At 72.3% G+C, this 26,161-nt stretch carries 23 protein-coding genes; 11 read left to right on the top strand and 12 right to left on the bottom strand.

Going from position 1 to position 26,161, the window contains the following annotated elements:
* Positions 1 to 76: 76 nt before the first annotated feature.
* A complete protein-coding gene (locus WME95_RS09650; RefSeq protein ID WP_437908112.1) occupies positions 77 to 1,474 on the bottom strand; it encodes a metallopeptidase family protein in 1,398 nt (465 codons plus the stop codon).
* 30 nt (positions 1,475 to 1,504) lie between these two features.
* On the bottom strand, positions 1,505 to 2,635 hold the full coding sequence (locus tag WME95_RS09645; protein WP_437908111.1) for a hypothetical protein: 1,131 nt from the start codon (positions 2,633 to 2,635) through the stop codon (positions 1,505 to 1,507).
* Between the two features lie 348 nt (positions 2,636 to 2,983).
* Between WME95_RS09645 and WME95_RS09640 the strand changes: the two genes are divergently transcribed.
* The 4 genes from WME95_RS09640 (at position 2,984) to WME95_RS09625 (ending at position 6,695) form a co-directional block, all read left to right on the top strand.
* The gene (locus WME95_RS09640; protein ID WP_437716600.1) at positions 2,984 to 4,366 is read left to right on the top strand and encodes a sigma-54-dependent transcriptional regulator; all 1,383 of its coding nucleotides are present in this window, start codon (positions 2,984 to 2,986) and stop codon (positions 4,364 to 4,366) included.
* A 353-nt stretch (positions 4,367 to 4,719) separates the two neighbouring features.
* Complete coding sequence (locus WME95_RS09635; protein ID WP_437908110.1) at positions 4,720 to 6,060, top strand: AAA family ATPase; 1,341 nt, start codon at positions 4,720 to 4,722, stop codon at positions 6,058 to 6,060.
* A complete protein-coding gene (locus WME95_RS09630) occupies positions 6,057 to 6,299 on the top strand; it encodes a hypothetical protein (protein WP_437908109.1) in 243 nt (80 codons plus the stop codon). The genes WME95_RS09635 and WME95_RS09630 overlap by 4 nt, the downstream gene beginning before the upstream one ends.
* Positions 6,300 to 6,362: 63 nt before the next feature.
* Positions 6,363 to 6,695, top strand: a complete 333-nt coding sequence (locus WME95_RS09625) for a hypothetical protein (protein WP_437908108.1) — start codon at positions 6,363 to 6,365, stop codon at positions 6,693 to 6,695.
* A 562-nt stretch (positions 6,696 to 7,257) separates the two neighbouring features.
* On the opposite strand, the gene WME95_RS09620 is transcribed toward WME95_RS09625, so the two are convergent.
* Positions 7,258 to 10,071: a tetratricopeptide repeat protein gene (locus tag WME95_RS09620; RefSeq protein WP_437908107.1), complete on the bottom strand. Its 2,814-nt coding sequence runs from the start codon at positions 10,069 to 10,071 to the stop codon at positions 7,258 to 7,260.
* A gap of 259 nt (positions 10,072 to 10,330) precedes the next feature.
* On the opposite strand from WME95_RS09620, the gene WME95_RS09615 reads away from it, so the two are divergent.
* Positions 10,331 to 11,146, top strand: coding sequence for an SDR family oxidoreductase (locus tag WME95_RS09615; protein ID WP_437908106.1), 816 nt, complete (start codon positions 10,331 to 10,333; stop codon positions 11,144 to 11,146).
* Between the two features lie 16 nt (positions 11,147 to 11,162).
* On the opposite strand, the gene hemH is transcribed toward WME95_RS09615, so the two are convergent.
* Both hemH and WME95_RS09605 read right to left on the bottom strand, forming a co-directional pair.
* Complete coding sequence (hemH, locus tag WME95_RS09610; RefSeq protein ID WP_437908105.1) at positions 11,163 to 12,065, bottom strand: ferrochelatase; 903 nt, start codon at positions 12,063 to 12,065, stop codon at positions 11,163 to 11,165.
* Positions 12,066 to 12,145: 80 nt separating this feature from the next.
* Positions 12,146 to 12,565, bottom strand: a complete 420-nt coding sequence (locus WME95_RS09605; RefSeq protein ID WP_437908104.1) for a hypothetical protein — start codon at positions 12,563 to 12,565, stop codon at positions 12,146 to 12,148.
* A gap of 250 nt (positions 12,566 to 12,815) precedes the next feature.
* Between WME95_RS09605 and WME95_RS09600 the strand changes: the two genes are divergently transcribed.
* A complete protein-coding gene (locus WME95_RS09600) occupies positions 12,816 to 13,988 on the top strand; it encodes a hypothetical protein (protein ID WP_437908103.1) in 1,173 nt (390 codons plus the stop codon).
* A gap of 27 nt (positions 13,989 to 14,015) precedes the next feature.
* Here WME95_RS09600 and recO read toward each other — a convergent pair whose 3' ends face one another.
* The 5 genes from recO to tsaB form a co-directional block, all read right to left on the bottom strand.
* Positions 14,016 to 14,735, bottom strand: a complete 720-nt coding sequence (recO, locus tag WME95_RS09595) for a DNA repair protein RecO (RefSeq protein WP_437908101.1) — start codon at positions 14,733 to 14,735, stop codon at positions 14,016 to 14,018.
* Between the two features lie 59 nt (positions 14,736 to 14,794).
* Positions 14,795 to 15,229, bottom strand: a complete 435-nt coding sequence (locus WME95_RS09590; RefSeq protein WP_044964367.1) for a helix-turn-helix domain-containing protein — start codon at positions 15,227 to 15,229, stop codon at positions 14,795 to 14,797.
* A gap of 108 nt (positions 15,230 to 15,337) precedes the next feature.
* The gene (locus tag WME95_RS09585; RefSeq protein WP_437551158.1) at positions 15,338 to 16,216 is read right to left on the bottom strand and encodes a tetratricopeptide repeat protein; all 879 of its coding nucleotides are present in this window, start codon (positions 16,214 to 16,216) and stop codon (positions 15,338 to 15,340) included.
* A gap of 216 nt (positions 16,217 to 16,432) precedes the next feature.
* Positions 16,433 to 17,281 (bottom strand): Crp/Fnr family transcriptional regulator, encoded by an 849-nt coding sequence (locus WME95_RS09580; RefSeq protein ID WP_437908099.1) that lies wholly within the window; start codon positions 17,279 to 17,281, stop codon positions 16,433 to 16,435.
* Positions 17,278 to 18,099 carry a tRNA (adenosine(37)-N6)-threonylcarbamoyltransferase complex dimerization subunit type 1 TsaB gene (tsaB, locus tag WME95_RS09575; protein ID WP_437908098.1) on the bottom strand — a complete coding sequence of 274 codons (822 nt, stop codon included), beginning with the start codon at positions 18,097 to 18,099 and terminating at the stop codon, positions 17,278 to 17,280. The genes WME95_RS09580 and tsaB overlap by 4 nt, the downstream gene beginning before the upstream one ends.
* Before the next feature lie 143 nt (positions 18,100 to 18,242).
* Here tsaB and WME95_RS09570 point away from each other — a divergent pair, with 143 nt between their 5' ends.
* From WME95_RS09570 to WME95_RS09550, 5 genes are all read left to right on the top strand, one after another.
* Positions 18,243 to 19,211 (top strand): hypothetical protein, encoded by a 969-nt coding sequence (locus WME95_RS09570; RefSeq protein ID WP_437908097.1) that lies wholly within the window; start codon positions 18,243 to 18,245, stop codon positions 19,209 to 19,211.
* Between the two features lie 311 nt (positions 19,212 to 19,522).
* Complete coding sequence (locus tag WME95_RS09565) at positions 19,523 to 20,764, top strand: trypsin-like peptidase domain-containing protein (RefSeq protein ID WP_437908096.1); 1,242 nt, start codon at positions 19,523 to 19,525, stop codon at positions 20,762 to 20,764.
* Positions 20,765 to 20,907: 143 nt separating this feature from the next.
* The gene (locus WME95_RS09560; RefSeq protein ID WP_437908095.1) at positions 20,908 to 21,180 is read left to right on the top strand and encodes a DNA gyrase inhibitor YacG; all 273 of its coding nucleotides are present in this window, start codon (positions 20,908 to 20,910) and stop codon (positions 21,178 to 21,180) included.
* Positions 21,177 to 22,055 carry a hypothetical protein gene (locus WME95_RS09555; RefSeq protein WP_437908094.1) on the top strand — a complete coding sequence of 293 codons (879 nt, stop codon included), beginning with the start codon at positions 21,177 to 21,179 and terminating at the stop codon, positions 22,053 to 22,055. Before WME95_RS09560 ends, WME95_RS09555 begins: the two co-directional genes overlap by 4 nt.
* 40 nt (positions 22,056 to 22,095) lie before the next feature.
* Entirely contained in the window at positions 22,096 to 23,262 is a 1,167-nt protein-coding gene (locus WME95_RS09550) for a PrsW family intramembrane metalloprotease (protein ID WP_437908093.1), read from the top strand.
* A 148-nt stretch (positions 23,263 to 23,410) separates the two neighbouring features.
* On the opposite strand, the gene dnaJ is transcribed toward WME95_RS09550, so the two are convergent.
* Both dnaJ and ftsZ read right to left on the bottom strand, forming a co-directional pair.
* Positions 23,411 to 24,496 (bottom strand): molecular chaperone DnaJ, encoded by a 1,086-nt coding sequence (dnaJ, locus tag WME95_RS09545; RefSeq protein WP_437551142.1) that lies wholly within the window; start codon positions 24,494 to 24,496, stop codon positions 23,411 to 23,413.
* A gap of 151 nt (positions 24,497 to 24,647) precedes the next feature.
* Positions 24,648 to 25,916: a cell division protein FtsZ gene (ftsZ, locus tag WME95_RS09540; protein WP_437298721.1), complete on the bottom strand. Its 1,269-nt coding sequence runs from the start codon at positions 25,914 to 25,916 to the stop codon at positions 24,648 to 24,650.
* Positions 25,917 to 26,161: the final 245 nt, after the last annotated feature.

Raw genomic sequence — 26,161 nt, 5'->3', positions numbered from 1 at the left:
AGTATGACAGCTCATCCTCCCGCTTCGAAGAAAGCGGCGGGCGCACGGTCGTGCTCGCCCTGCGAGGCGCTGGACCTCAGCGTCCGCCCGCGCACCACGCGAGGGCCGTTCCGACGGCCGCGATCAGCCAGGCCGGCCACGTCGCGCGCACGAAGCCGGCGACGTCCGACAGGGCGCCGCGCCGGGCGCGCCGCACCGCCTCGGCGTGGCCCACCCGGCGCAGCTCCTCGCGCGCGATCTGCTCGTGCTCCTCGTCGTCGAGCGGATCGCTGCCAGCCAGGTGGTGCAGGTGATGTGTCACCTCGTGGTCGATCGTCTCCTCGATCTCCGCGTCGATGTCGAAGCCGGGATCCTCGCGGGCTTCCGACCGGAACGTCCGATAGAAGATCCGGATCTCCGGAGGATGGGCGATCCCGAGCGCATCCGCGGGTGTCCCGGGCGTGTAGCAGCCGAGCAGCGGCTCGCCTCCGTCGTCGCAGGCGGGCACGCCTGCGTCGATGAAGAGATCGATGTTCCGCACGCCGCGGGCCTCGTAGATGCGCCCGGCCGCGGCGCGGACGCGCGCCTCGAAGCCGTCGAGATCCGGAAAGGCGCTCGAGGCGCTCGCGCGAGCCCTCGTCCCTGCCCTCGTCGAGCGGGGCTCCCCGAGCTCGTCCGCGTCCGCTCCGTCCACTCCAGCAGCGCGCAGCGGGGCGCGCGCGAGCTCCCGCTCGAGCGGCACGTCGAGATCGTTGCGGGCGCCGCAGCCCTGGCAGCGGTAAACGGCGAGGAGCCGCGCGGGGTAGCGCGCCTCGTGGTAGAGGTCGACGATCGCCGCCCACGCCTCGTCGGGAGCGCTGGCGAGCGCGTCGGCGATCACCGGCGCGCGGCGCTCGCGGCCGAGCGCCGCGATCCCCATGGCCACCACCAGCGACGGCGTGACGCGCAGGACGCCGTCGTCGGGCAGGCGGAGGAGCGGCATCGCCTCCTCGACGGTGCGCTCCACGAGCCGCACGGCGCGGCAGACGGCGCGACCCACGCGCAGCGCCGGGATCGGGTGCGACACACGGAAGTCGAACGGGCGATCGAGCTCGGGATCGTGGAGCTCGCCATCGGTGAACGGCCCGATCTCCAGCAGGCCCGACGGAGCGACCTCGAACGGAGCGCTGCAGTTCTCGCAGGTGTAGGCGCCTGGGTCCTCGGGCACGATGCCGGCAGACGCGAGGAGCGCGCGCAGGACATGGGCGTCGGTGAGCGGGAGGCCGAGAGGATCCAGCGGCACGCCGCGCGCGTCGGCCAGGACCGACGGGCCCGCGAGGACCTGCACGTCGAGCGCGCACCTGCCGATGGATGCGCGCTCGCCGCCGCCGCGGCCTGCGGGAGCGCCGAAGACGGACGAAGCGCGAGCGCGCGCGGCGGCGTCCGACAGGCGCGCCACGCCGCCGGAGGGGAGGTGGACCTGAGCGGGGAGCAGGCGTCGCGCGGGCGCAGGCATCGCGGCGGCCTATATAGCGGGTCGCTCGCCTCAGGGGTCCTCGGGACGCGGCGGACCGCCGACGGTGCCCTCGTCGGTCGGAGCGAGCGATCCCCACGGTTTGCGATCCCTGTCGGTCTCGGACGGCTCGCTCGCCGCGCGGCCGATGTCGAGGCCGGCGGCGCTGGCGAGCTCGGCGGCCACCGCCGCGGAGAGCGAGCCTCCGCTGAGCGGTGACGCGCCGGCGACGGTCGAGATGGGCGACGGCTCCGAGGATGGGCGATCTCGGCGGCGACCGCGGGCGAGCACCGGCGCGCGCTCCCCGTCGCCGGCCGGATCGGGCGCGGCCGCGCCCACGCGATGGACGGTCGCGCGCAGCTGCACGCGCCCGAGCGACAGGCTCGCCGCGCTGGCGGGTGGCACGCTCGACGAGAGCTCCGCGCCCACGGGCACGCCTGTCCCGAAATCGAGGTAGCGGGTGATCGCCAGGGCGTAGATGAGCTTGCGCACGGTCGGCTCCGGCGCGACCCCGGACCGGAGGAGCGCGGCGAGCGTGGGCGTGGAGCCCTCCAGCGCCTCGATCACCGCGAGCTCGCCCTCGCGGAAGCCGAAGCGGCCGGGCTCGATGGCGGGGTGCAGGCGGAGGGGCACGGCCCCGATCCGCTCCAAGGTCCGCTGGAGGCGCGTCGAGCGCTCGCCGTGCTCGCGCAGCCCCGCCCAGAGGAGCGCGAGGGGATCGACCTTCGCGGGATCTCCCCCCCACTCGGCCAGCGCGTCGAGGCCGTCGAAGTAGCGGTACTTCGTCGCCGGAGGCAGATCGAACAGGCGCATCATCCGCCGCACGAACTGGACCTGGGCGAGCCAGTCGATGGTCGCGGCGTCGACGCACCCCGACAGCAGCAGCACGTCCCCCAGGAGGCCCCTTGTCGCGAGCGCCTCCGCCAGGATCTCGGCGGTGATCACCCCCTCCTCGAGCAGGATCTCCCCGAACCGTGCGTACCCGTCGCTCGGACGGATCTTCACGGGGTTCCCCCGGACGATCCGCAGCGTGTGCTCGGCGCCCGTGGGCTCCACCAGGATGAGCGCGCCGGTCAGCCGATGCTCGACGGCATAGACGAAAAGATGAGCGAACGGCGTCCGCTCCAGATCTCCTTCCGCCGTCGCGAGACCGTCGGGAGACATCCTGGGCCAAGCTACCATAGCGCGCGCAAGCCGGATCCCCCTTTCTCCACGCGCGGCGGCGCGGAACCTGGTCTGGTGGCGCTGGCGTCGCTGGTCCCGGAGCGCGCGGTGCACACGCCGCCTCGCGCGTCGGGTCGCGGCCATGGATTCTTGCCGCCGCCGACGCACGCTCGACGCACTCCACACCCGTTCCACGCCCGTTCCACGCACGTTCCACGCACGTTCACGCTCGTTCACGCACGGCTTCCGGCGGAGTGCGCCTGCGCTCCGGCCGGGTGCGCCGCGCTCCAGCGTCGGCGCGCAGCCGGCGGGCATCGGCCGCGCCGGTTCCGCGCTAGGGTGGCGGACATGCCGCGCGGACATGTGCTGGTGCTCGACGACGAGCGGGCGATCTTGACGACCCTCCAGAAGGCCCTGTCGCTCGAGGGCTACACGGTCGACGTCGCCGGCGGCGTCGGGGTTGCAGAGGAGAAGCTCGCGAAGCGGAGCTACGACATCGCGCTCTTCGACGTCTCGCTGCCCGACGGTGACGGCGTGGAGCTGCTCCAGCGGATACGCGTTGCCGGCTCGGAGCTGCCTGTCGTGATGATGAGCGGCCACGCGACGGTCGACGCCGCCGTCCGCGCGACGCGGCTCGGGGCGATCGACTTCCTGGAGAAGCCGCTCTCGACCGATCGGCTGCTGCTCGTGCTCGAGAACACCCTGCGCCTCGTCCGCGCCGAGGCCGAGGCGAAGGCGCTGCGGACCCAGACCGGCCAGGTCGGCGAGCTCATCGGAGAGAGCCGGGCGATGCTCGACCTGCGCGAGCAGATCGCGCGCGCGGCGAAGGCGACAGCGACGGTCTTCGTGACGGGCGAGCGCGGCACCGGCAAGGAGCTCGTCGCGCGCGCGATCCACGGCGCGTCGAAGCGGGCGCGCGGGCCGCTCGAGAAGATGAACTGCGCCGCGGTCCCGAGCGAGCTCATCGAGAGCGAGATGTTCGGGCATGAGGCCGGCGCGTTCACGGGCGCCACGAAGCAGCGGCGAGGAAAGTTCGAGCGCGCGAGCGGCGGGACGCTGTTCCTCGACGAGGTCGGGGACATGCCGCTCGCGATGCAGGCGAAGCTGCTCAGGGTGCTCCAGGAGCGGGAGATCGAGCGCGTGGGCGGGCACGAGACGATCAAGGTCGACGTGCGCGTGGTGGCGGCGACGAACCGCGACATCGAGGCGGCGTGCCGGGAGGGGCAGTTCCGGCCGGATCTCTATGATCGGCTGAACGTGCTGCCGCTGTCGCTGCCGCCGCTCCGCGCGCGGCGCGAGGACGTGCCGCTGCTCGCGCGGCATTTCCTCGCGCTCGCGACGCAGGCGAACGATCGGCCCGGGATGGCGTTCACGGACGGCGGGATGAGCATGCTGGTCGCCTACAGCTTTCCGGGAAACGTGCGGGAGCTGCGCAACATCATCGAGCGGCTGGTGATCCTGACGCCCGACGAGACGATCGACGAGGGCGACGTGAAGGTCTGCCTCGGAGGGCAGCAGGCCGCGATGAAGGGCGGGCTCTTCCGGCCGGGGGTGCCGTTCCGGGTGCTCGCGGAGGAGGCGGAGAGGGCGATCCTGGAGGAGGCGCTCGGCCATCATGGAGGGCAGATGGCCGCAACGGCTAGGGGGCTCGGGCTCGAGCGGAGCCACCTGTACAAGAAGTTCAAGGCGCTCGGGCTGCGGGGGGACAAGGGCGAGGCGGAGGACGAGTAGGCAGCGAAGGGAGGCGGCCCTCCCGGGGGGCCGCGCCGAGGGGAGGGGCTGCGCGGCGGCCGGGGGTGGGCGCTCGGCCATCCGCCGAGGCGGGAACGCGGAGCTTGCGCATCGACCACCACCCGGCATGTCTCCCTTCGGGCCTTGCCACCTGGGACGTTTCGTCGCGCGCCACACAAGGCGCGCCTGAGACGTGGAGCCCTCCGGGACCTTATGGCACCTCGGTCGGTGCTCGCCGCGCCCACCCCCGGCCGCCGCGCAGCCCCTCCCCTCGGCGCTACGGGAGTGGAGACGCGGGACGGGACGGACGACGCATGGCCTGGACCGCGACGGGTGTGGTACGCGGAACCAAGATGCTGCGATCGCTGCACTTGGAAGGCGTGGGGCCGGCCGACCAGCTCGACTTGGGGCTCGGCGAGCGGCTGAACGTGCTCACAGGAGACAACGGACTCGGCAAGAGCTTCGTGCTGGAGGTCGCCTGGTGGGCGCTCACCGGAACGTGGACGGAGCGGCCCGTGCTGCCACAGCCGGGTAAGGAGGCGAGCGCACGCATCTCCGGGGAAGCCAAGCCGGGCACCGAGTTCGAGCAGTTCGAAAGCAAGTACGATCGTGTTGCTCAGCAGTGGCGCGACAGGTTCGGTCGCGACATGGGCAGCAGCTGGACCAATACTCCTTCCGGGGTGGTCATATCTTCGTGGGTGCGCGGCCTGGTCCCGGTACTCCACGTCCGTACGAATGGCGCGTGCTCCGTCTGGGATCCCTGTCGAAATATTCCCTCGATGGGCAGCGCTCTGTACCGGCTCTCGTCGTCGCCTTCGCCCGATCCGCAGCCCTATCTCTTCGAGGAAAGACAGCTCTGGGACGGGCTCGTTCACGAGGGAAAACCCGTCTGCAACGGGCTCGTCCAGGACTGGGTGACGTGGCAGCTCGAGGCGGCGGACAACGACGAGGCTCACCCGTTCAAGCTCCTCTGCCGCGTGCTCGATCAGCTTTCTCATCCCGAGGAGACGATGAAGCCCGGCAAGCCGGTGCGGCTCTACCTTGACGACGTGCGCAAGTTCCCGACCGTCGAGCTGCCGTACAGCACGATCCCCATCATCCACGCGTCAGCCGGGATGAAGCGGATCCTCGCGCTCTCCTACCTCATCGCGTGGTCCTGGTCGGAGCACGTGCAGGCGTCACGCCTGATCGGCTGGCAGCGCTCGGAGCGCATCGTCGTGCTGATAGAGGAGCCCGAGACGCACCTGCACCCCAGGTGGCAACGCCACATCGTCCCTGCGCTCCTCGGTGCCCTGAGCGGGCTCTCCCCGTCGATGCGCCCGCAGGTGCTGCTGACGACGCACTCGCCCCTCGTGCTCGCGTCGATGGAGCCGCACTTCAAGCCGGCCAGGGACAAGCTGTTCGTGTTCGAGCTCAACGGCACTGACGTGACCGTGCGCGAGCTCCCCTGGGCGAAGCGCGGCGACGCGATCGGGTGGCTCACGTCCCCGGTGTTCGGCCTGGAGCAGGCGCGCTCGATCGAGGCGGAGCGGGCCATTGAGGCTGCAGAGGCGCTCATGCGCGGCGAGACCAGCGCTCTGCCGGACGGGCTCAGGACCGAGGAGGAGATCCATCGGGAGCTCATGCGCCTCTTGCCGGATCAGGATCGCTTCTGGCCGCGCTGGATCGTGCGCCGGGAGCGGGCGGGCGCATGATCCCGTTCGAGCGCACGCCTGAGCCCGCGGACTTCGATGTCAGAGTGCGACAGCCCGGCCAGCGGTGGCTCGCCGAGTGCGGCGCCAAGAGGATGCCGGACTACTGGCGGCGCGCTGCGCGCGACCTCCGGGCAGCTTTCAAGGGCTTGTGCGGCTACACCGCGATGTGGCTCTCGACCCCGGGGACCGTTGACCACTTCATCTCGCGCGATGAAGATCCCAGCCTCGCGTACGAATGAGCCAACTTCCGCTACGCGGCGGCGTGGATCAACAGCAGCAAGAGCGCGCTCCGCTCCGACCAGGTGCTGGATCCATTCGAGGTCGGAGACGGCTGGTTCGAGGTGATCCTCCCCTCGTGCCAGATGGTGCTGACCGATCGCTGTCCGCCCGAGCTCCGTGATCGCGCGCAGACCATGCTGAAGCGGCTCAAGCTCGGCCATGGCGAGGAGATCGTCTCCGTCCGGCAGGAGTGGTACCGGATGTACTGCGAGGGAGAGCTCAGCCTGGAGGGCCTCGCGCGCTGGGCGCCCCTCATCGCGCGCGCGGTGCGGAAGCAGCGGGAGCAAGCAACCGCCGAGCCGGCGGCAAGCGACGGTGCCCCGCGCTCCGCGCAAGAGGAAGCGTCGAGCGCATGACTGCTTGCCGCGCGGTGAGAATCGGCCGTGGAGAATTGTTCGACCAGCAGCGTCCGCCCCGGAGCGGCGGACGACACACCAGAGCCTGTCGCATAAATCGCCAGCCAGGCTTCAGAAGGCGCTGTGCCATCAAGTAAGGCGGTACTGGCGACCGTTTCCGGTTCGCGAGGGCTCCCAGCTGCCTCCCCGTAACCGTTTCCGGTCCGCCTGCGGGGCCGGACGCCGCGCATCTTCACCCAGCGCGCGGCGATCTGCTCTGGCACCACGTGAGCGCCGGAGGGGGTCTCCGCGCGGCAGGGTGCGGGTGGGCGCGGCGAGCACCGACCGAGGTGCCATAAGGTCCCAGCGGGCTCCACGTCTCAGGCGCGCCTTGTGTGGCGCGCGACGAAACGTCCCAGATGGCATGGCCCGAAGGGAGACATGCCGGGCGGTGGTGCATGCGCAAGCTCCACGCTCCCGCCTCGGCGGATGGCCGAGCGCCCACCCGCGCCCTGCCGCGCGGAGACCCCCTCCGGCGCGTGCAGCCGGGATCTCCGCCCTCCCCTCTCCCCTCGCCCGAGCCTCAGTCCGGCATCGCCCGCGGCGCAGGCGGCGACGCGCCCTTCATCGTCTTCTGGTACTCGAGCGCCTGCTTCGCGTAGTCGTCCCGCTTCATCTTCGCGTACGCCTTGGCGAGCTCCCCGTAGATCTCCGCCGCGTCCCCCGGCTTCGGCCCGGACAGGAGCGCGCTGTTCAGCTCGTAGATCGCCGACACGTGCCGCCCCGTGCGCGCCAGCGCCCGCGCATAGAGCCGGTGGATCTCCGGGTTCGCCACGTCGACGAAGATCGCTCCCTCGCCGACCCTGCGCGCCTCCTCCCACGCGCCGCGCTCCACGAGCAGCCGGAGCAGCCGACGCCAGACCCGGCGATCGTGCTGGTCGAGGAGCGCGAGCCGGCGCAGCGCCGAGAGCTCGCCCGCCGCGTCCTTCTGCCGGCGCGCGAGGTCGTAGAGCCCCTGGAGCGGCTCGGCCTGCGTGGGATCCTGGCGCGACGCCGCCTCGAGGTTCGCCTTCATCTTCGCCGCGTCCTTCTTCAGCTCGGCGAGATCGGCGAGCTTCATCCGCACGACGTAGCCGTCGTTCCCGTCGGCGATCATCTTGCTCAAGAGCCTCGCCGCCTCGTCGGGCTTCTTCTCGGCGAAGGCCGCCCGCACCTTGAGGTAGGTCGCGTCCGGCTGCTTCGGGTCGACCCGGAGCGCCTCGGCGAGCACCGCCTCGCCCTCCTGGCGCTGCCCGTCCTCGAACAGCGCGAGCGCGAGCTCGACGAGCCGCTTCGCGTCCTTCGGAGCGCGCGCCGCCGCCTTGCGCGCCTCGTCGAGCGGCGGCGCGTGCAGATCCGGGACGTACTGCTTCTCGTAGCGCTCGAGGCGGGGCTTCAGCCACGCGCGGAAGCGCCGGTCGAGCTCCTCCGCGCTGATCCCGAGCGACTCCTTCACCACCTCCTGCGTCCGCTTGCCCGCGGCCCACCGGGGCAGCATCGAGACCACCTTCGGGAAGCCGAACTCGCCCGCCATGAAGACAACGATCTGGCTCGCCGCGAAGTAAGCCATCGTCACGTCCTCGATGTCGTCGACGTGCGTGAACGCACGGTTGAACCCGTCGACCGCCGGGATCCTCCCGCCCTTCAGGGCGGCGAACAGCGCCGGATCTTCCTCGCGGTGCCACTCGGGCCGCCGCACGATCGTCTCGTACTCGCTGAGCCCCTCGGTGAACCAGCGCGGGACGTGGTTCTTCGACATCTGGATCGCGAAGACGTGCCCGAGCTCGTGCCACAGCACGTTCCCCCAGTTGAACTCCCCCGCCGCCGGGCTCAACGCCGCAAGCGTCTGGCCGAAGCAGACGCCCTGGATGCCCACGTTGGGCAGGCCGCTCGTCCTGACGCTGAAGTTCTCCGTCGACGCGTAGAGCTCGATCGAGACCGGGACCTTCGGCGTGAAGCCGTAGCGCTTCACCATCGAGCCCCAGGCCTCCTCGAGCATGCGCGGCACGTACCGCTGGAGGATCGCGCGCTCCTGCTTGTGGTAGCGGACGCGGAACGTCTGCCCCTCGACCGTCACGTACTGCGCCGCGATGTCCTTCTCGTAGAGGTTCAGCGTGTTGAAGACCCGCACGTTGAAGCGGTCCTTGTCCCACGCCTTCTGGAGCGAGAGCACGCCGCTCTTCTCGTCGCCGGCGCGGATCAGGTTCAGGCCGAGCGTGGCGTGCGCCTTCGCGTCGTTCGGATCGACCTGCGTCGCCTCCCCCATCATCTTGACGATGTCGTCGTAGCGATGCTCCCACTCCGCGAACTCGCCGACGATCTGGAAGAACCGCGAGAACTCCGGGTTCAGGCCGAGCACCTTCGCCTTGATGGCCTCGAAGCCGGCCGCGTCGTCGGCGAGGAAGCGACCCGCCGCCTTGATCGAGAGCAGCGCGAGGTCGTTCGGGTTCACCTTGAGCCCGCGGTCGGCCGCGGCGTCCGCGGCGTCGATGTCCATGTCGCGGAGCGCGAGCCCGGCGCGGACGAAATACGCCTCGGCGAGGTTCGGATTCACGGAGAGCGCCTGCGCGACCTCGCTGTCGGCGCCGCCGAAGTCCATCGCGCTCTCGAGCTTGACGCGCGCCATGGCGACGCGGCAAAGCGGATCCTTCGGGGCGAGCTTGAGCGCCTCCTTCACGACCTGACCGGCGTGGCCGGGGTCGTATTTGTCGAGGAACAGCTCGGCCCGCCAGAGCAACGTCTCGACCCGCTGCTTGCCGCCGACCTTCTCGGCCGCGTTGAACGCGTCATTCGCGTCGCGCGCGCTCCGGAGCAGGTGCGCCGCGCGCCCGACGAGCGACAGCCCCTCCGCGTCGCTCGCGGTGATCTTGTCGTCGTTGTAGTCGTCGATGATCGTCATCAGCGGCGCGCGCGCCTCGCCCCGCTTGCCCGACTCGATCAGGAGCTCGCCGAGCACGAGCCGCGCGCGGCGGGCCTCGTCCTCCCGCTCCACCTCGCGCACCGCCGCGATCGCCTCGGCCATCTTCCCGCGGCGCGCGAGCGCCTGGGCCCGGAGCGGCGCGGCGGCGATCCGCGCCTCCTTGCCGAGCGCGGCGGCGGCCTTCGCCGTCTTCGCCGCGTCGTCGTAGCGGCCCGTGAGCAGCTCGATCCGCGCCTTCGCGAGCAGCGCCGCGGCGCGCTCCTTCCCGCCCTGGAGGCCGAGGACGACCTTCTCGGCCTCGGCATAGTCGCCCTGCGCGAGGAGCGCCTCCGCGCGCGAAAGAGAGGGGGACGGCTCGCCGGAGGCGGGAGCGGGGGCCGCGCAGGCGGCGGCGACGAGGAGAGCGGCAAGAGAGCGGCGGATCGAGTGGTTTCGCATGTCACCCCGTGCGCAACCGTGCGCGACCGTTCGTCAATCGTGCACGACCGCACGCAAACGAACGCAAACGAACGCAAACCTACGCAAACTTACGCAAAACGAACGCAAACCTACGCTGAGACGCGGCGCCCGGTCGAGCCGGGTGAGGCCATCGTAACCGACGCCACCGGCGCGACCGAACGGCGAAAGGCCGAGCATGAGCGAGCGCGCGAGGGCGCGCCAGGGCGCGCGCTCCGGCGATCGTGGTATGCGGGCGTCCATGGCAAGCAAGCTCGCCGGGCGGGTCGTTCTCATCACGGGCGCGTCGTCGGGGATCGGCGAGGCCCTCGCCCGGGAGGTCGCGCGGCGCGGCGGCCGGGTCGTCCTCGCGGCGCGGCGGGCCGCGCGGATCGAGGCGCTCGCGACGGAGATCCGACGGTCCGGCGGCGAGGCGCTCGCGGCCCCGTGCGACGTCACGCGCGACGGCGACGTGGAGCGCGCCGTCGCGCAGGCGAGCGAGGCGTTCGGGCGGCTCGACATCGCCATCGCGAACGCCGGGTTCAGCGTGGCGGGGCGCGTCGAGGAGCTCGCGCTCGACGATTTCCGCCGGCAGTTCGAGACCAACCTGTTCGGCGCGCTGCGCACCGTGAAGGCCGCGCTGCCGGAGCTCAAGCGATCGCGCGGCGGCGTCGCGCTCGTCGGCAGCGTCCTCGGCTACCTCGCGGTCCCCGCGGTGGGCGCCTACACGATGAGCAAGTTCGCGGTGCGCGCCCTCGCCGAGACGCTGCGCGCGGAGCTCCACGCCGAGGGCGTCGCGGTCACGCACGTCGCGCCGGGGTACGTGGCGAGCGAGATCCGCCAGATCGACAACGCGGGCAACCTGCACGAGGGCGCCCCGGATCCCGTGCCCCGCTGGCTCGTCATGCCGGCGCAGACGGCGGCCCGACAGATCATGGACGGCATCGCCGCGCGGCGCGCCGAGGTGATCGTCACCGCCCACGGCAAGCTCGGGGTGTCGCTCTCGAGGCACGCCCCGGGGCTCCTCCGCGCGACCGTCTCGAGGCTCCCGCGCAAGCGTCGCGTCAGCAAGCGCTGAGCCGACGCGGCGCCGCCTACGGCGCGGCCTGCGCGAGCTCGCGCCGGACGAGCGCCTCCAGGGCGTCGATGAAGCGCGGCCGCGTGTTCACGGCCGGCGCCCGGGAGAGCCGCGCGAGGCCCGCCTCACGGGCGAAGACCTGCGCCTCCACGTCGAGATCGTAGAGGGTCTCGACGTGATCCGCGACGAAGCCGATCGGCGCGATCAGCGCCTCCCGCACGCCACGCGCGGCGAGGCCGTCGAACGTCGACCGCAGATCCGGACCGAGCCAGGCGTCGCCGGTCATGCCCTGGCTCTGGAAGGCGACGAGCACCGGGTTCCCGCGGGCGGCGATACGGCGCTCCACCTCGGCGGCCATCGCGCGGAACTGGCGCTCGTACGGATCTCCGGCGGCGATGATCCGCTGCGGGAGGCTGTGGGCCGAGAGGATCACCGCCGCCTTCGCCCGGCCCTCCTCGGGGATGCGCGCGAGCGCCTCGTCGATCACCTCGACGAAGGCGTCGATCAGCGCCGGCTCGAGGCCCCACGCGGGCACGCACCGGACCTCCATGCCGTCGAGCGCGGCGGCCGCGTCGCGGACGACGGCGTGGTAGACGTCGACGGACTGCGGCGCGAGCGGCAGCGAGACGACGCGCCTCACGCCGCTGCGGTGGAGCGCGCCGAGCACCTCGGCCGGATACGGGTGCCAGAGGCGCCCCGCGATGGCGACCGGGAGACCGAGCCTCGCGGCGAGCGCGTCCGCCTGGGCCTGCGTGATGCGCATGAGCGGCGAACCGCCGATCGCCTGGAAGCGGCGGCGCACCTCGTCGATCACCTCCGGCGGGGCCGGTCTGCCGCGGCGGATATTGGTGACGAATGCGGGCAGATCGTCGAGCCGCTCGACGGTACCGTGGCAGCTGAGGAGGACGGCGGTGGTCACGGCGCTACTCTACATCGGCGCCGCGCGAGCAGCGCAGCCCTCGCCGGGGCGTGAGGGCGCCGCCGCTCGCTGGCGCTGGCTCAGTCCGCGTCCCAGGCGACGACGACGCGATCATGGCCGATGAGGCCGTTCTTCTTGCGGGCCAGGTGCTGCGCGACGACCCGATCGCCGGCCGCATAGACGCGCACCTCCATGTACGCCAGCCCCTCGTCGGTCTCGATTCCGTCCAGGATCTCCGTCGAGTCGAGCTGGCGCTCCCAGCCCGAGACCGGATCGCGGAAGAGGTCGCTCTTGAGCCGCTCCAGGATCGCGTGCCTCCCGCTGGTGACGCTGGGGTGGGCCGGCGGATCGCGGCTGCTCACCTCCTCGATCACGGCGTCTTCCGCGTAAATCCGGGAGAGGGCCTCGATGTCCTTGCCCCTCAGGGCACGGGTGATCTCTGCGAGCAGCCCACCGTTCACCCGCTGGGCCGAGGGTCGCGTCCGCGCCGAGCCTTCCATGCCCGCTTGCATGGGACGCAGCGGCGCAGGCGTCGAGCCCGTGCCAGGGCCGCGCGGCAACGGTGACGGTGATGAAGCGATGAAGCGCCGCATCCCGGCAGCGACATCGGGGCCGCGACGCGACCGTCACGGATGCAACAGACGAGCGCTGAGCTCGGTGGGCAGCCCTCCTCCACATGGCCACAAGCCGAGATCGCGCGGCTGGCGGCGAGTTGCAGCGCCAGGACGGACGTGATGAATAAGGAAGGTTATGACGCAGCGCCGCACGGTCGTGCTCGCCGATCTCCATCTCGTGCGCCAGACGCCGCGCGACGTGACCGCCGATCTTGCCCGGTTCGTGGAGGCCCACCGGGGGGCACGCATCGTGGTCGCGGGCGATCTGTTCGATCTCTCCTCCGAGTCGCCCTGGATGCCCCGGCCGCGTGCGCTGCGCGAGGCGCTCCTCGCGCACCCGACCGCGCGGGCGGCGCTCGCCGAGCACCTCGACCGCGGCGGCGAGCTCTGGCTGGCGGGTGGCAACCACGACGCCGAGGTCGGGGCGCCCGACTTCCCCCTGGCGCTGGCGGAAGCGCTCGAGGTGACCGGCGAGCCCCGGTCGCGGATCCGCACCACGCCCTGGTTCTTCCGCGAGGGGGCGATCCATCTCGAGCACGGCCATCTGTACGATCCGGACAACGCCCCGGCTCACCCGCTCGTGGTCGGCCAGCGCAGCCTCGGCGTTCACTTCGTCGAGGAGTTCATCGCGCCGACCGGCGCTCACCGCTATCTGCAGGCGAACGATCAGACGCCGCTCAGCTTGTTCCTGTCGGCGTTCACCTGGTACGGGCCTCGCGCGCCCTACGTCATCTACCGCTACTTCCACGCCGCGATCGGCGCGATGTTGAAGAGCGGCCCGCTCTACCGCGCGGGAGGTGAGGCCACGGTGGGCGCCGCGGCCATGGAGCGCTTCGCGCACGAGCTCGGGGTGCCGCGCGCGATGGCGGACGCGCTCGTCGGCCTCGGGGCCACGCCGACCCTGGAGAGCGCGGCGCGCACGTTCACGCGCCTGTACTTCGATCGCGTGATCGCGACGCTGTCGATGGGCGCCGGGATCGCGGCGCTCGGGCTCGGCGCGCGGGGGACCGGCGCCGCGGCGCTCGGGCTCGGCGCGCTGCTGATGGGCGCGAGCTGGGCGAACGGGCACAACCGCTACGCCGGCACGGTCGCCGAGCGCCTGGCCGAGAGCGCCGGCCGCGTCGCGAGGACGACCGGCGCGAAGCTGGTCGTCTTCGGCCACACGCACCGCGAGGCGCTCGGCGACGGCTACGCGAACACCGGGAGCTTCTCGTTCCCTCGCGCCGCGCCCGGCCGGCCCTACGTGGAGATCGAGGGGCCGCCCGACGCACCGCGCGCGATGACCCGCTTCTGGCGAGCCGTGGCGTGACTCCGAACCGCTAGAAGCACCGCCGCTCTAGTTCCCGCTCGCGTGCGCGGTGAGCGCACCCTCGACGAGGTCGAGCGCGAGCGGGACGTCCTCTTCCGGGATCGGCGCGCCGCCGAGCATTGCCGCCAGCAGCCGCTCCCTCGGCTCCGGCCGCAGCACGACAGGTCCGCCGCCACAGGCCCGGCAGACGAGGCCGCCGCGCGCCGGGTCGGCACAGGCCGACTGCGTCGTGTCGCAGGCGCGCCCGCAACGGACGCACTGCATGAGCTCGAGGCCCCAGCCGAAGGCGACGAGCAGGCGCAGGCCGGTCTCCGCGAGCAGCGCCTGGGGAGGGGCCGTGGACACCTCGTCGAGGCGGTCGAGCAGCTGGTTCAGCTCGCTCCACGCCGCCTGCTCGGCGGTGTGCGCCGGCGCGATCTCCCGCACCCAGCGCAGCGCGCGCCCGGCTACCTCGAGGCGCCCGAGATCCCCCGCGAGGCGCAGGCGCGGGCGCTCGATCGCCGCTTCCGTGAGCTGGGCGAGCTCCGCGCCCGGGCGGATCTCCAGGGTCACGCGGAGCAGGTGCATCGGCTCGAGCGCCGGGAAGCGCTTGGCCGAGCGGCGCGCGCCGCGCGCCGTGGCAGAGATGAGCCCCCCCTGCTCGGTGAAGAGCCCGACCAGGAGGTCGGCTTCACCGAAAGGTACACGCCGGACCAGAAGTGCCCCGGTCCGGAGGCGCTCCGTCCGCAGGCGAACCGATCGAGGCATGGCAGGTACCGGCGGTTATGGCGCGAACCGCGCGCGAGCGCCCGGCGAAAATTTGGCCCTCAGGCCGAGAGGGAGGTACGAGCCCTCGCGAGCGTGCCCTCCGACAGCTCCGGCGGCATGTCGTGGCCGCGGGGCCTGAGCACGATGCTAAGCGCCAGCGTGAAGAGGATGAGCAGCAACACGAACGCGATCGCGACCCCGAAGCGCCTGCTCTGGGTGCGACGCGCGGGCGCCGCGATGGGCAGCGGCGTCACCAGCGCGATCCGGCGGCTCGCCGTGTATCGGGCCAACACCTCCTCCATCGGGAGCGAGACCGCGCGAGCGTACGCCTTCAAGAACCCCCGAACGAACACCTCGCCGGGCAGGTCGTCGAAATGATCTGCCTCGATTCGTTCGATGGAGATCACCGGGATGCGCGTGGCGCGGGCGACTTCCTCCACGCTCATGGCTCGGGCCTCACGCGTGCGTCTCAGGTAGCGTCCGATCGACTCCATCCCATTCCACCCATCGTCATTCGGTCGTCACTCTACTCACCCTGAGAACCGTTGCTCAACCCCCTAGCGCGCCCCGCGGTACTTCTCGGACAGCGGCGCGCCGAGGCCCTATTGCAACGTCTGTAACTGTGCAGCGCAGCGCTGCCCCACGGGCGTCGTCGCGTTGATCTCCCGGCACCGCTCGAGATCGGCGCGCGCGTCGTCCACGAGCCCCCTCTTCTCGGCGATGCGGGCGCGCGCGTCGAACGCGTCCTGCAGCCGCGTGCACTCCGGCTGGTCGGTCTCGACCGCCCTCGTCAGCGCCTCGCGCGCCAGATCGAGCTCGCCTCGCTTCTCGTAGGCGAGGCCGAGCCGGTACTGCCCCACGCAAAACAGCGGCTGCGCGGCAATCGCGCGCCGTAGCGCGTCGATGGCCTCGTCGTTCCTGCCCTTGAGCAGGTACGCCCAGCCCAGGTTGCCCCACGACTTCTCCGGCGAGGCGTACAGGATGTCCTCGGTCAGCGGCTTGAGCACCGCGATCGCCTCGTCGTAGCGCCGCTGATGCACGAGGATGACGCCCAGCGCGTTCTTCGCGTCCCGCATCTCCGGGTTCGCCTCGAGGGCCCGCCGCGCCATCTTCTCGGCGCTGTCGAAGCGGCAGTCGCTGGAGTGAGCATCACCCGCGCAGAAGCCGAGCAGGATCAAGGCGCCGAGATAGGACGCCTCGGCGTTGTCCTCGTCGTGCGAGAGCGCCTGCTCGACGTGCGCCAGCGCCTCGCGCAGGCGGCCGCGCTGGAACGAGTCGCGCGCGAGATCATATTCCGCGAGCGACCGCGCGTCGCTCGTCTGCGCCGAGGGCTGCGCGCCGCCGCCGCACGACACGAGCGCGAGCGGCGCAACGAACGCGAGGGACGCAAACGACAACAGCGACCCCATCGACACGACAGCAGCCGCGCCGCGGATGCACCCCGCGCGGGTCGCTGCTGTCCTGTGTCGCTGCGAGGTCATGTGCGATCTTGAATCCGCTGCCGAACGATGCCGCGGCGCGGCACATTGTCAGGACGGGACTTCGCCTGCCCTGCGGGGACCCCTGAGTAAACCAGGCCGCTTGTCACGTCAACCTGCGAATCTCCCTGGAAGACGCGGCGCGTTCTCGGGATCCCGATTCGGCTTCCAGCAGTTGTCAGGTCGGCGTAGGATGGTGGAGCAGGCGGTTCCTGCTCGTCACTGTTCGCCACGGATCTCGTCCTTGAGACCCAGCAGGCCGAACAACCTCCGCAGCGCTTCGATATCGGGGATCTCGAGGCGCTCGTCAGCGACGCGCAGGTACTGGCCCTCCCGGAGCTGCTGGACGGCACGCTTCACCGTATCGACGTCGAGGCCGACGCGGGTGGACAGCTCCATCGGCGAGATCGCGAACGAGGCGCCGTTCGAGGCGGCGCCGCCGGTGGCGCGCGACTGCTGAGCGAGCTTGAGGAGCGCGTTCACGACCTTCGATTGCGTGTCGGTGAGCATCATGATCTCGATCTGGTCCTCCGCGTCGCGGAGCCGACCGACGAGCTGCTTGATGATGCGCATCGCGACGGCCGGGTTGCGCTCGACGAGGTTCTGCAGCGTGCCCTGATCGAGCGCGAGCGCGACCCCGCGGGAGAGCGCGATCGCCGTCGACGAGCGCGCCGCGCCGCCGAGGAGCGCGGATTCGCCGAACAGATCGCCGGGCTTCAGGACCATCAGGCTGCGCTCGGCGCCGCGGACCTTCTTGATGAGCCGGACCCGGCCTTCCTCGAGAAGGTACGCCTCGGTCCCGGGCTCGCCCTCGCGGAAGATGACGTCGCCGGCCTCGAACGGGCGGCCAAACCGGGCGCGGAGCCGCTCGGGATCGGGCCCCGCCTCGGCCGACTCCAGGGGGGCGGACAGGGCGACGGGCTCGTCGCGCGACGCGGCGGGGGCGGAGGGAGAGCCAGCGGGCTCCGCAGCCTCGGCGGGCGGCGGAGCGCGCTCCGCGTCGCTGGGGCTCGAGGCCTCGCGCTCCGCGTCCGGTGCGACGCCGTCCCCTTCAGGCGAGCTGATCATCGGGGCTGAGTGTATCCCAGCTCGGCCGGCTTCGCGTCCGGCGCGCGCACATAGAGCGGCTCCAGGAGCGCCGGATCGTGCGGGGACGCCGCTGGCCCGCGCTCGCCGCTCGCGGCGGCCGCCCGGAGCCGGTCGATCGCGAGGCGTCCGATCCATGTCGCGTCGGGGAAATCCAGGGCGTCGCCCCGCGCGGCGAGCGGCCGGAGCGCCTCGATCTCCTCGGCGACGGCGCCGACGACGACGATGCGGCGCCCCGCGGCGAGCTCGGCCACGACATCGAACGCCGCGTCGCGCGGCAGGTGGCGCGGCGGGATCGAAGGCGCCGCCGCGGGCGCATCGAAGGCGGCCAGAAAGACCTCCCCCTTCTTGGCGTCGATCAGCGGGACCAGGAGATCGCCGGGGCTCGCCGCGCCAGCAGCGAAGGCAGCGGCGGCCATCGCCTCGAGCGAGGTGACGCCGGCGACCGGGACGTCCAGCGCCAGCGCGACGCCCTTGGCCGCCGCGACCGCCACCCGGACCCCGGTGAACGAGCCGGGCCCCACGTCGCAGCCGAGCGCCTGCAGCGCCGCGGCCGGTAGGCCTGCCGCGGCGAGCACCTCGTCGACGGCTCCGAAGATGCGCTCTGCGTGCCCGTGCAGGTCGGCGTAGGTCATCGCCGCGAGCAGCCGCGCGCCGGCCGCCGGCGCCGCGGCGAGGCCGGCGGTGGAAAGCGCGCCGCCCCGCGACGCCGCCGCCTCGGCGTGCAGGACCACGTCCGCTGCTTCGAAGAGGGCGGCGCTGCCGCGCGGGGTCGAGGTCGAGAGGGCGAGGAGCTTCAAGGCGCGCTCGGGAACGTTGCAGCCGCGATGCTGTCTGGCAGAACCTCGGGCCAAGGGCAACGAGCTTCGGCGAGGCGCTGGGGCCGCTGTCCGTTCGACGGGGCCAAAGAGCGGGGTGCGAGCCGATGCGCGATCAACGAGCGATGCTGCCGGCGCTCCTCGTATCGGCGCTCGTCCATCTGGGCGCGTGGAGCTCGGCGCGGCTCGGACCGGAGGTGCCCGCCAGCGATCCCGCCGAGCCAGCGGCGGAGCGCGAGCCGATCGATCTCTGGACCGGGCTCACGGCCGCGCTGCCGGGCAGCGGGGGCGCGGCGCGCCCGAGCGACGCTCGCGGCGGGCGCGACGAGACCGGCGAGCGCGGCGAGCCGACGAGCATACCAACGGCGCGCGCTCCGGCCGATGCCAGCCGGCCGACGGCGCCTGCAGAGGCCGGCGGCGAGCCGGCGCCGCCCATGGCGGCCGCGCCGCGCGGCCAGGAAGCGCCTCGGCCGAATGCGACGCCCCGGCCCAAGGCGACGCCCCGGCCCGCAGAGCGACGCCGGGAGCCCGCGGCGAACGGGGAAGCCGGCGCACCGGCGCGCTCCGCCCCCGCGCGGACGAGCGCTGGCGCTGGAGAGGACGGCGAGGGCGACTTCGGGGCGGCCGGCGTCAGCGCTGTGCGCAACCTCGGGCGCGCCTTCACGAGGGCCATTCCGCCCGCGTGCCAGGCGGATCCGATCTGGGCGACGCTCCCGCCCGGAAGCGCGGGGAAGGCGCGCTTCGTGATCGACATCGACGACGCCGGGCACATCGCGACGTGGCGTCCGGAGCCCGGCGGGGAAGAGCCCGCGCGACACCTGAGCAACCTGGCGAAGCGGACGATCGCGCTGCTCAGCGGCGGGACGTTTGCAGTGGCGCGGGGCGCCGTGACGGCAGGGAAGCAGACGCTGGAGGTGAGCGCCGTCGTCCGCGTCGGCGAAGGCGCGGGAGAGACAGGCGCTCCTGCCGATCTGGCGTGGCGCTTCGAAGGGGGGCGCGGCAAGGCGTCGTTCGTCCAGCCCGGCGGTCGCCTGGTGGAGGTCGTCGTCCAGGTGGTGCGCACGGAGGCCGCGCGAGGCGCGCCTCCTGGCTGAGCGGCCAGCGGGCCGCGCGTGCGCCGCCTCGTCCGGCCCACGGAGCAGCTCGGCCGCGGCGCGGAGCGCTTTCCAGCGGCCGGTCCTTGCGCGCTTGCGGTCGCGCCTCGAGGCTTTACGTCCGGCCCGTGGGACGGCTCCGCGCTGCCGCATGGGCGTGTGTCGGGTTCCTCGGGACCGCACCGCTCGCTGCCTGCGACGACCGGGCAGCCGCGCTCTCGCCCCCTCCATCGCTCCGCGGCGCGGCGAGCGCGCCGTGCTCGGTCCTGCGCGCGGAATCGCCGCCCGAGCCGTCAGCGGCTCGCGGCGCGATGACCCTGCCTGCGCTGATCGAGCACGTGCGGCCGGTGGTGGTGACCATCACCGCCCTGCGCGCGCCCTCGTTTCCAGACGGGCGCGCGGGCCCGGCGCTCCCGTTCGAGGGCCGTGTGCAGCGGGTGGAGCGGGCGATCGGATCCGGGTTCGTGATCGCCGAAGAGGGGCTCGTGCTGACGAGCGATCACGTGATCGGCGACGCGTTCGGCATCGAGGTGCAGCTCTCGGACGAGCGCGCCTTCGAGGCGACCGTGGTCGGGCGGGATCCGACGCTCGACGTGGCGCTGTTGAAGCTGCTCGGAGCGGGGTCGCTGCGGGTCGCCTCCCTCGGATCGAGCGCGCCGGTCCGGCCTGGCGACGGCGTCATCGTGATCGGGAGCCCGTTCGGGCTCGGACCGACCGTGACCCGGGGCATCATCAGCGCGACGTCGAGGCCCATGGGCACGGGGAGCCTCGACGGCTTCCTCCAGACCGACGCCGCCATCAACCCGGGAAACAGCGGCGGGCCGCTCTTCGACGCCACGGGGCAGGTGATCGGCATCGCGACGGCGATCCACGCCGATGGCCGCGGCATCAGCTTCGCCCTGCCGATCGACGAGGTGCTCGAGATCCTGCCCGAGCTGCGGGAGACGGGCCGCGTGGACCGAGGGCGCATCGGGATCAGCTTCCAGGAGGTGACCTCGCAGCTCGCGCGGGTGCTCCGGCTGCCAGGGCGGATGGGCGCGCTGATCACGGAGGTCGAGCCGGAGGGCCCCGGAGCGCGGCTGGGCGTCAGGCCGGGCGACGTGATCACGTCGGTCGAGGGGCGCCGCGTCGAGCACGCGCGCGAGCTCGCGCGCATGCTCCGGCGAGCCAAGCCAGGAGACGAGGTGGAGCTGATCTACAAGCGCGACGGCGCGGACCGGCGCGCGACGATGAAGCTCGATCCCTCGGCCCCCCACGAGCCGTCGTCGAGCTGGCGCGCGCTGGAGGATCGCGCGCCGAGGGGCGCCGAGCAGCCGCCGTTCGGCGTGCTGGCGAGCGACGCCCTGGGAGGAGCGCGCATCGAGTCGATCGCGCCTCGGAGCCCTGCGGCTGGCCGCCTGGAGGTGGGCGACGTGGTGCTCGACCTGAACGGCGCGCCGGTGCGGGGCGGCGCCGACCTGACCGCGCGCCTCGGCGCGGCGGCACACCAGGATCTCCTGTTGCGGGTACGGCGCCACGGGGCGCCCCGCTACCTCGCGGTCCCGGCGCGCTGAGCGGGCGTCGGTCCAGCGCGCTGAGCGCGGGCGACACACTCACCGAGCGCTGGCCACACGCCCGCCGAGCGCGGGCCACAGGCTGGAGAGCGCGGGCCACATGCCGGAGAGCGCGGGCCCACGGCTCACCGAGCGCGGGCTACATGCCCGCAATGGACGCTGCTACGTTACGCCGCATGGGAGCTTTGGCAGGCGCGAGGTGCCCGATTTGCCGCAAGTCGGCGGGGCCCAGGCCCGAGAACCCGGTCTTTCCGTTCTGCTCGCCCCAGTGCAAGCTGGTGGACCTCGGCCGTTGGCTCGACGGTGGCTACCGGGTGCCTGGCCCGCCCGTTTCATCCACAGGGGACGCCGAGACCCTGGAATCAAAGGGACGAACCGACGGGCTCGACGGGAACATCCAGGAAGAGGACGAATGATCGCTCGTCGCGCGCTTTGCCTGCTCACCGTTCTCACGTCGGCCTCCATGACGTCCGCGGCCCTGGCACAGCAGGGGCAGCCGCTCCCGGGGACCTCGCCGAGCGTCGGCGCCAGCGCCGCCTCGCCCGCCGGCGCCGCGGCCGCGCAGCCGAACCCGTACGATCCATCGATGCAGGCCGGAGGCCTGGCGCCGCCCCCGCCGATGACCACGCCCGAGCAGGAGCCCGCCGCCCCCGACGGCACAGAGCAGCGCCTCGACGAGGCCAAGGAGCGGGACTCGGGGCGCGGCCTCGAGATCGTCTGGCTGAACGTCGAGGGAGGCTACGAGAACGTCGGCCTCCAGACGTTCAACATCGACGAGGACGACTTCACGGCCGGGTTCGTTTCGAGCGCGGCCAACGGGGGCGTCATCGGCGCGGGGGCCGGCGTCCGGCTCCTGTACTTCACGCTGGGCGCCCGCGGACGGGTCGGGTTCTTCAGCGACTGGCAGCTCTTCACGCTGGGCGGCGAGGTCGGCATGCACCTGCCGCTCGGGAAGCTCGACCCGCACGTCGATCTGGGCTTCGGCTACGCCGGCCTCGGCAGCGTCAAGAGCGCGGTGAGCGGCGCGGCCGACGCCATCGCGATCCGCGGCTTCTACGGAAGGGTCTCCGGTGGGCTCGACCTCTACCTGTCGCCGGTCTTCTCGATCGGCGCGAACGCGAGCTGGGAGCTCCTGGCGCTGACCAGGCCGGGGCTCTCCGCGGCCGCGATCGAGGGGATCAAGGGCGGAGCCGCCGCGCCCCAGCAAGCCAAGGCCGATCTGCTCGCGGCCGAGGGCTCCAGCGTGGGCTCGGCGCTCGCCCTGACCGCGGTCGCCGGGCTCCACTTCTAGCCGCAGCGAAGCCAGCCCCGCCGCCCCGCCCCTCGCCCTCATGAACGCCGCCGCCGCGCTCCTCTGGCTCGCCACCGTCGCAGCGCCGCTCGGAGGGATGGCCGCGCTCCTCATCTGGTCGCAGCGCCTCTATGGCAGGCGCCGGTTCGCGGTGGCGACCGCGCTGCTCGGCGCGCTCGCGTTCGTGCCCGCGCTGCTCATCGAGACGTTCCTCCAGCGCTGGCAAGGCCTCGACAAGTCCGCCAGCGCGCTCGACGCCGTCACGCTCGTCTACATCTTCGTGGTCACGGCGCCGCTGGAGCAGGGCCTCAAGGTGGCGGCCGTCGCGCCGATCGCGCGGCTGCGCGCGGTGGAGGAGCCGTTCGATGGGCTCGTGTACGCGGCCGCCGCGGCGCTCGGGTTCGTGTCGGCCCACAACGCCGTGTACCTGTGGGGCCGGCCGCTGGAGCCGCTCGACATCGCGCGGGCCCTCCTCGCCGTGCCGGCGCACATCTTCTTCGCCTCGCTCTGGGGCTACGCGCTGGGCCGCGAGCGCACGCGGCCGCTGGGCGGCCGTCGCTTCAACGCCGCGTGGCTCGGCGCGATGGTGCTCAACGGCGCCTACGACTACATCGTCTTTGCGTGCCGCCCGGTCGCGCTCGTCATCGCGGCGCCGGTGCTCCTCGGCACCGGCCTCGTGACCTTCCTCGCCGCCCGCGACCTGCTCCGCCGAGGCGCGTCGCCGCACAGCTCGCAGCGCAGGGAGCGCCGCTTCCTTCCGCGCATCGCTCCGCCGTCGCTCGGAACGTTGCGGGAGGCGCTCAGGCGCACCGAACGACCGGTGACGCTCACGTGGATCGCCTTCGGCGCGCTCGTCACGGTCGGGGTGATGACGACCGCGCTCGCGATCGCGATCGCGCTCGGCCATCGCTTCGGCGTCGACTTCGCGGCGGTGGACCGGGGCGACGCCTCGACCGCCGCGGCGGCGCCGCTCCTCTTGCTCGTCGCAGCGGCGATCGCCGCCTTTCCGTTGGCTGGTTATCTGGTCGCCCGGGCCTCGTCGACGGGCAGCGTCCTGGAGCCGGCCGCCTCGGCGGCGCTCGCCATCCTGGGCTCTCTGGTGCTGCTCGGCCTCGCGGCCCCGGTCGCCGTCGTGTTCGCGGCCGCGCTCGCCCCCATCGCCTTCAGCCTCGCGTGCGCGGGCGCCTGGATCGGCACGACGCGCTGAGCGCGGCGCACGCTCGCGCCTGGCGCCAGAAATCCTGCCAGTTCGCCGGGCGTCGGCGCCGCGACGAGCCTGCGCGATCCCGACCTCGTCTCCGTAGCGCCGCCCCGCGCCGCCGCAGCGCTGGCCGGAGCTCGTGCGACCAGCAGACCTACGCGGTCGCCGCCTTCGCCGCCGGCGGGTGCTTGGCTACCTCGTCCTGGAACCTGCGGAGCAGCTCCTGCGCTGCGGGCGACAGGTTCCGCGGCACCTCGACCTGTATGACCACCTGGAGCGCTCCGCGGCCGCGACCGTCGATCCGGGGCGCGCCCTTGCCCTTGACCGAGATCACCTCGCCGGGCTGCACGCCCGCCGGGACCTCGACGTCGACGACCGTGTCGTCCGGCAGGTCGATCTTGACCGTGCTGCCGAGAGCCGCATCGGCGAAGGAGATGGGCGCCCGCGTGATGAGGTCGAGCCCGTCGCGCTCGAAGCGCTCGTCCGCGGCGAGATCGACGTCGACGTACAGATCGCCGGGCGGCGCGCCCTGGGCGCCCGGCATGCCCTGGCCCGGCACCCTGAGCCGCTGGCCGCCGTCGATGCCGGCCGGGAAATTGACGACGACCTTCCGCGTCTTCTCGACCGCCCCGAACCCCTTGCAGGTGGCGCACGGCGTCTTGATGACCGACCCCTCGCCCGAGCATTCAGGGCACGTCTGGGTGAACATCACGAACCCGCGCGAGGTCGAGACCTGCCCGGCGCCGCCGCACGTGCCGCACGGCTTGCGTTTCGTCCCTGGCTTCGCCCCCGAGCCGGAGCAGTCGTCGCACGCCACCGGCGTCCGCAGGACGACCTCCCGCTTGCAGCCGAGCAAGGCGTCCCGCAGCGAGAGTCGCTGCTGAACCCGGATGTCCTGGCCGCGCGCGGGCCCGCGCCGCCGGCGCTGCCCGCCGCCGAAGCCGCCGAAGAACTCCGAGAAGATGTCCTGGAAGTGGGAGAAGATGTCGCCGTCGGCTGCGCCGCCGATCCCCTCGAGGCCGGCGTGCCCGAACTGGTCGTACCGCCTGCGCTTCTCCTCATCGGAGAGGACCTGGTACGCCTCGGTGGCCTCTTTGAAGCGGGCCTCCGCCGACGCATCGCCGGGGTTCCGGTCCGGGTGGTTCTTCAACGCAGCCTGACGATAGGCCTTGCGAATGTCGTCAGGCGTCGCGTCTCGCGCGAGGCCAAGAACTTCGTAGAAGTCGCGCTTTTCACTCATGAATCGTGGACCGCCGCGTCGATCCTGCCCGACAGCGGGCACAGGCGCCGGCAGACCATAAGTCGTCGTGCGCGCCTGTCAACGCGTAATACAGCGTGAACGCCCGCAGTGGCTGAGCACCGGGACTTCTTCCGTGCGGGCTGCGGCGCTGCTACTGGCCCCGGCGCTGGAACGCGGGCGTGTCCCAGTCGGAGTCGAGCGGAGGGACGAAGCTCGCGCGGTCGCGCGGGCTGCCGCCTGCCGCCTGGACCTGCGGCGCGGGCCGGCGGGTGGTCGGATACGCGACCTCCTCGTGCCGGTGCGGCTGGCGCTGCGTCATGGGCATCGGAGGAGCGCTCGGGGCGGAGCGGCCCGACATCGGCCCGGCCGCCGCGGCCAGCGACGCTCCGATGGAGTGCGCGGTGGCGCGAGGCTGCGCGGCGCTCGCGAGCTGCTGCGGGACCTCGGCGACGAGGTGGTCGAAGCCGGTCGCGATGACCGTGACCTTGATCATCTCGCCCATGTTCTCGTCGATCGTCGCGCCGAAGATGATGTTCGCGTCCTCGTGCGCCTGCTCCTGCACGAGCGTCGCGGCCTCCTCGATCTCGCGCATCCGCATGTCGGGGCCGCCGACGATGTTGATGAGCACGCCGGTCGCGCCCTCGACCGAGATGTCGTCGAGCAGCGGCGAGCTGACGGCCATCTCGGCGGCGAGGCGAGCGCGGCCCTGCCCCTTCGCGCAGCCGGTGCCCATGAGCGCGCGGCCCATGTTCGACATCACCGTCTTCACGTCCGCGAAGTCGACGTTCACGATCCCGTTCTGCGTGATGAGATCGCTGATGCCCTTGATCGCCTGATAGAGCACCTCGTCCGCCTTGCGGAACGCCTCGACGAACGAGAGGTCCTCGTCGCCCAGCGAGAGGAGCTTCTGGTTCGGGATCGTGATGAGCGTGTCGACGTGCTCCGCGAGCATCGCGAGGCCGAGCTCGGCGCGGCGCGAGCGCTGCTTGCCCTCGAAGAAGAACGGCTTCGTCACGACGCCGACGGTGAGGCAGCCCTCCTCGCGCGCGAGCTGCGCGATGACCGGCGCGGCGCCCGTGCCCGTGCCGCCGCCCATCCCCGCAGTGACGAAGACCATGTCCGCGCCCTGGAGGCACTCCTTCACCCGCGTCACGTCCTCGAGCGCCGCCTTGCGGCCCTTCTCGGGATCGGCGCCCGCGCCCAGACCGCGCGTGACGCTCGCTCCGATGTGGAGCTTGGTCGGCGCGAGGCTCGATCCGAGCGCCTGGGCGTCCGTGTTGACGACGATGAACTCCACGCCCTCGAGGCCGAAGTTGATCATCGTGTTGACTGCATTGCCGCCAGAACCGCCACAACCGATGACCTTGATCCGGGCGTCGTACCCGGTGTGCTCGTCGGCAAACTCGATGGAGAAACTCATGAACTCCTCCCGGGGAAGTACAGCTAGCCGCTCGGCCCGGCGCCGACCCCTACGGAGGTCGAGCGGCGCGGAACCCTCAGTGCGCGAGGACGTCCTCGCTCCGGACGGCATTCGGAGGGGCGCCTCTTCCCCTTCGAACACCGCGCTTCAAACCCTCTTGACTTCAAATTCAAGAGGGATCGCCAGTGCGTTATCGGACCCTCTCAAACCCAATTCTCTAACAACTTTCTCTTGCCACGTCATGC

This window comes from Sorangium sp. So ce327, from assembly GCF_051530205.1.
Taxonomy (GTDB): Bacteria; Myxococcota_A; Polyangia; order Polyangiales; family Polyangiaceae; genus Sorangium; species Sorangium cellulosum_B.
The sequence above is the reverse complement of the archived record's forward strand: the minus strand, read 5'-3'. Positions and strand labels throughout refer to the sequence as shown.

Bases quoted from the DNA above. Each gene is read 5' to 3' on its own strand.
- WME95_RS09650 (WP_437908112.1), bottom strand. From the start codon at position 1,474: ATGCCTGCGCCCGCGCGACGCCTGCTCCCCGCTCAGGTCCACCTCCCC.
- WME95_RS09645 (WP_437908111.1), bottom strand. From the start codon at position 2,635: ATGTCTCCCGACGGTCTCGCGACGGCGGAAGGAGATCTGGAGCGGACG.
- WME95_RS09640 (WP_437716600.1), top strand. From the start codon at position 2,984: ATGCCGCGCGGACATGTGCTGGTGCTCGACGACGAGCGGGCGATCTTG.
- WME95_RS09635 (WP_437908110.1), top strand. From the start codon at position 4,720: ATGCTGCGATCGCTGCACTTGGAAGGCGTGGGGCCGGCCGACCAGCTC.
- WME95_RS09630 (WP_437908109.1), top strand. From the start codon at position 6,057: ATGATCCCGTTCGAGCGCACGCCTGAGCCCGCGGACTTCGATGTCAGA.
- WME95_RS09620 (WP_437908107.1), bottom strand. From the start codon at position 10,071: ATGCGAAACCACTCGATCCGCCGCTCTCTTGCCGCTCTCCTCGTCGCC.
- WME95_RS09615 (WP_437908106.1), top strand. From the start codon at position 10,331: ATGGCAAGCAAGCTCGCCGGGCGGGTCGTTCTCATCACGGGCGCGTCG.
- WME95_RS09605 (WP_437908104.1), bottom strand. From the start codon at position 12,565: ATGGAAGGCTCGGCGCGGACGCGACCCTCGGCCCAGCGGGTGAACGGT.
- WME95_RS09600 (WP_437908103.1), top strand. From the start codon at position 12,816: ATGACGCAGCGCCGCACGGTCGTGCTCGCCGATCTCCATCTCGTGCGC.
- recO (WP_437908101.1), bottom strand. From the start codon at position 14,735: ATGCCTCGATCGGTTCGCCTGCGGACGGAGCGCCTCCGGACCGGGGCA.
- WME95_RS09590 (WP_044964367.1), bottom strand. From the start codon at position 15,229: ATGGAGTCGATCGGACGCTACCTGAGACGCACGCGTGAGGCCCGAGCC.
- WME95_RS09585 (WP_437551158.1), bottom strand. From the start codon at position 16,216: ATGACCTCGCAGCGACACAGGACAGCAGCGACCCGCGCGGGGTGCATC.
- WME95_RS09580 (WP_437908099.1), bottom strand. From the start codon at position 17,281: ATGATCAGCTCGCCTGAAGGGGACGGCGTCGCACCGGACGCGGAGCGC.
- WME95_RS09570 (WP_437908097.1), top strand. From the start codon at position 18,243: ATGCTGCCGGCGCTCCTCGTATCGGCGCTCGTCCATCTGGGCGCGTGG.
- WME95_RS09565 (WP_437908096.1), top strand. From the start codon at position 19,523: ATGACCCTGCCTGCGCTGATCGAGCACGTGCGGCCGGTGGTGGTGACC.
- WME95_RS09560 (WP_437908095.1), top strand. From the start codon at position 20,908: ATGCCCGCAATGGACGCTGCTACGTTACGCCGCATGGGAGCTTTGGCA.
- WME95_RS09555 (WP_437908094.1), top strand. From the start codon at position 21,177: ATGATCGCTCGTCGCGCGCTTTGCCTGCTCACCGTTCTCACGTCGGCC.
- WME95_RS09550 (WP_437908093.1), top strand. From the start codon at position 22,096: ATGAACGCCGCCGCCGCGCTCCTCTGGCTCGCCACCGTCGCAGCGCCG.
- dnaJ (WP_437551142.1), bottom strand. From the start codon at position 24,496: ATGAGTGAAAAGCGCGACTTCTACGAAGTTCTTGGCCTCGCGCGAGAC.
- ftsZ (WP_437298721.1), bottom strand. From the start codon at position 25,916: ATGAGTTTCTCCATCGAGTTTGCCGACGAGCACACCGGGTACGACGCC.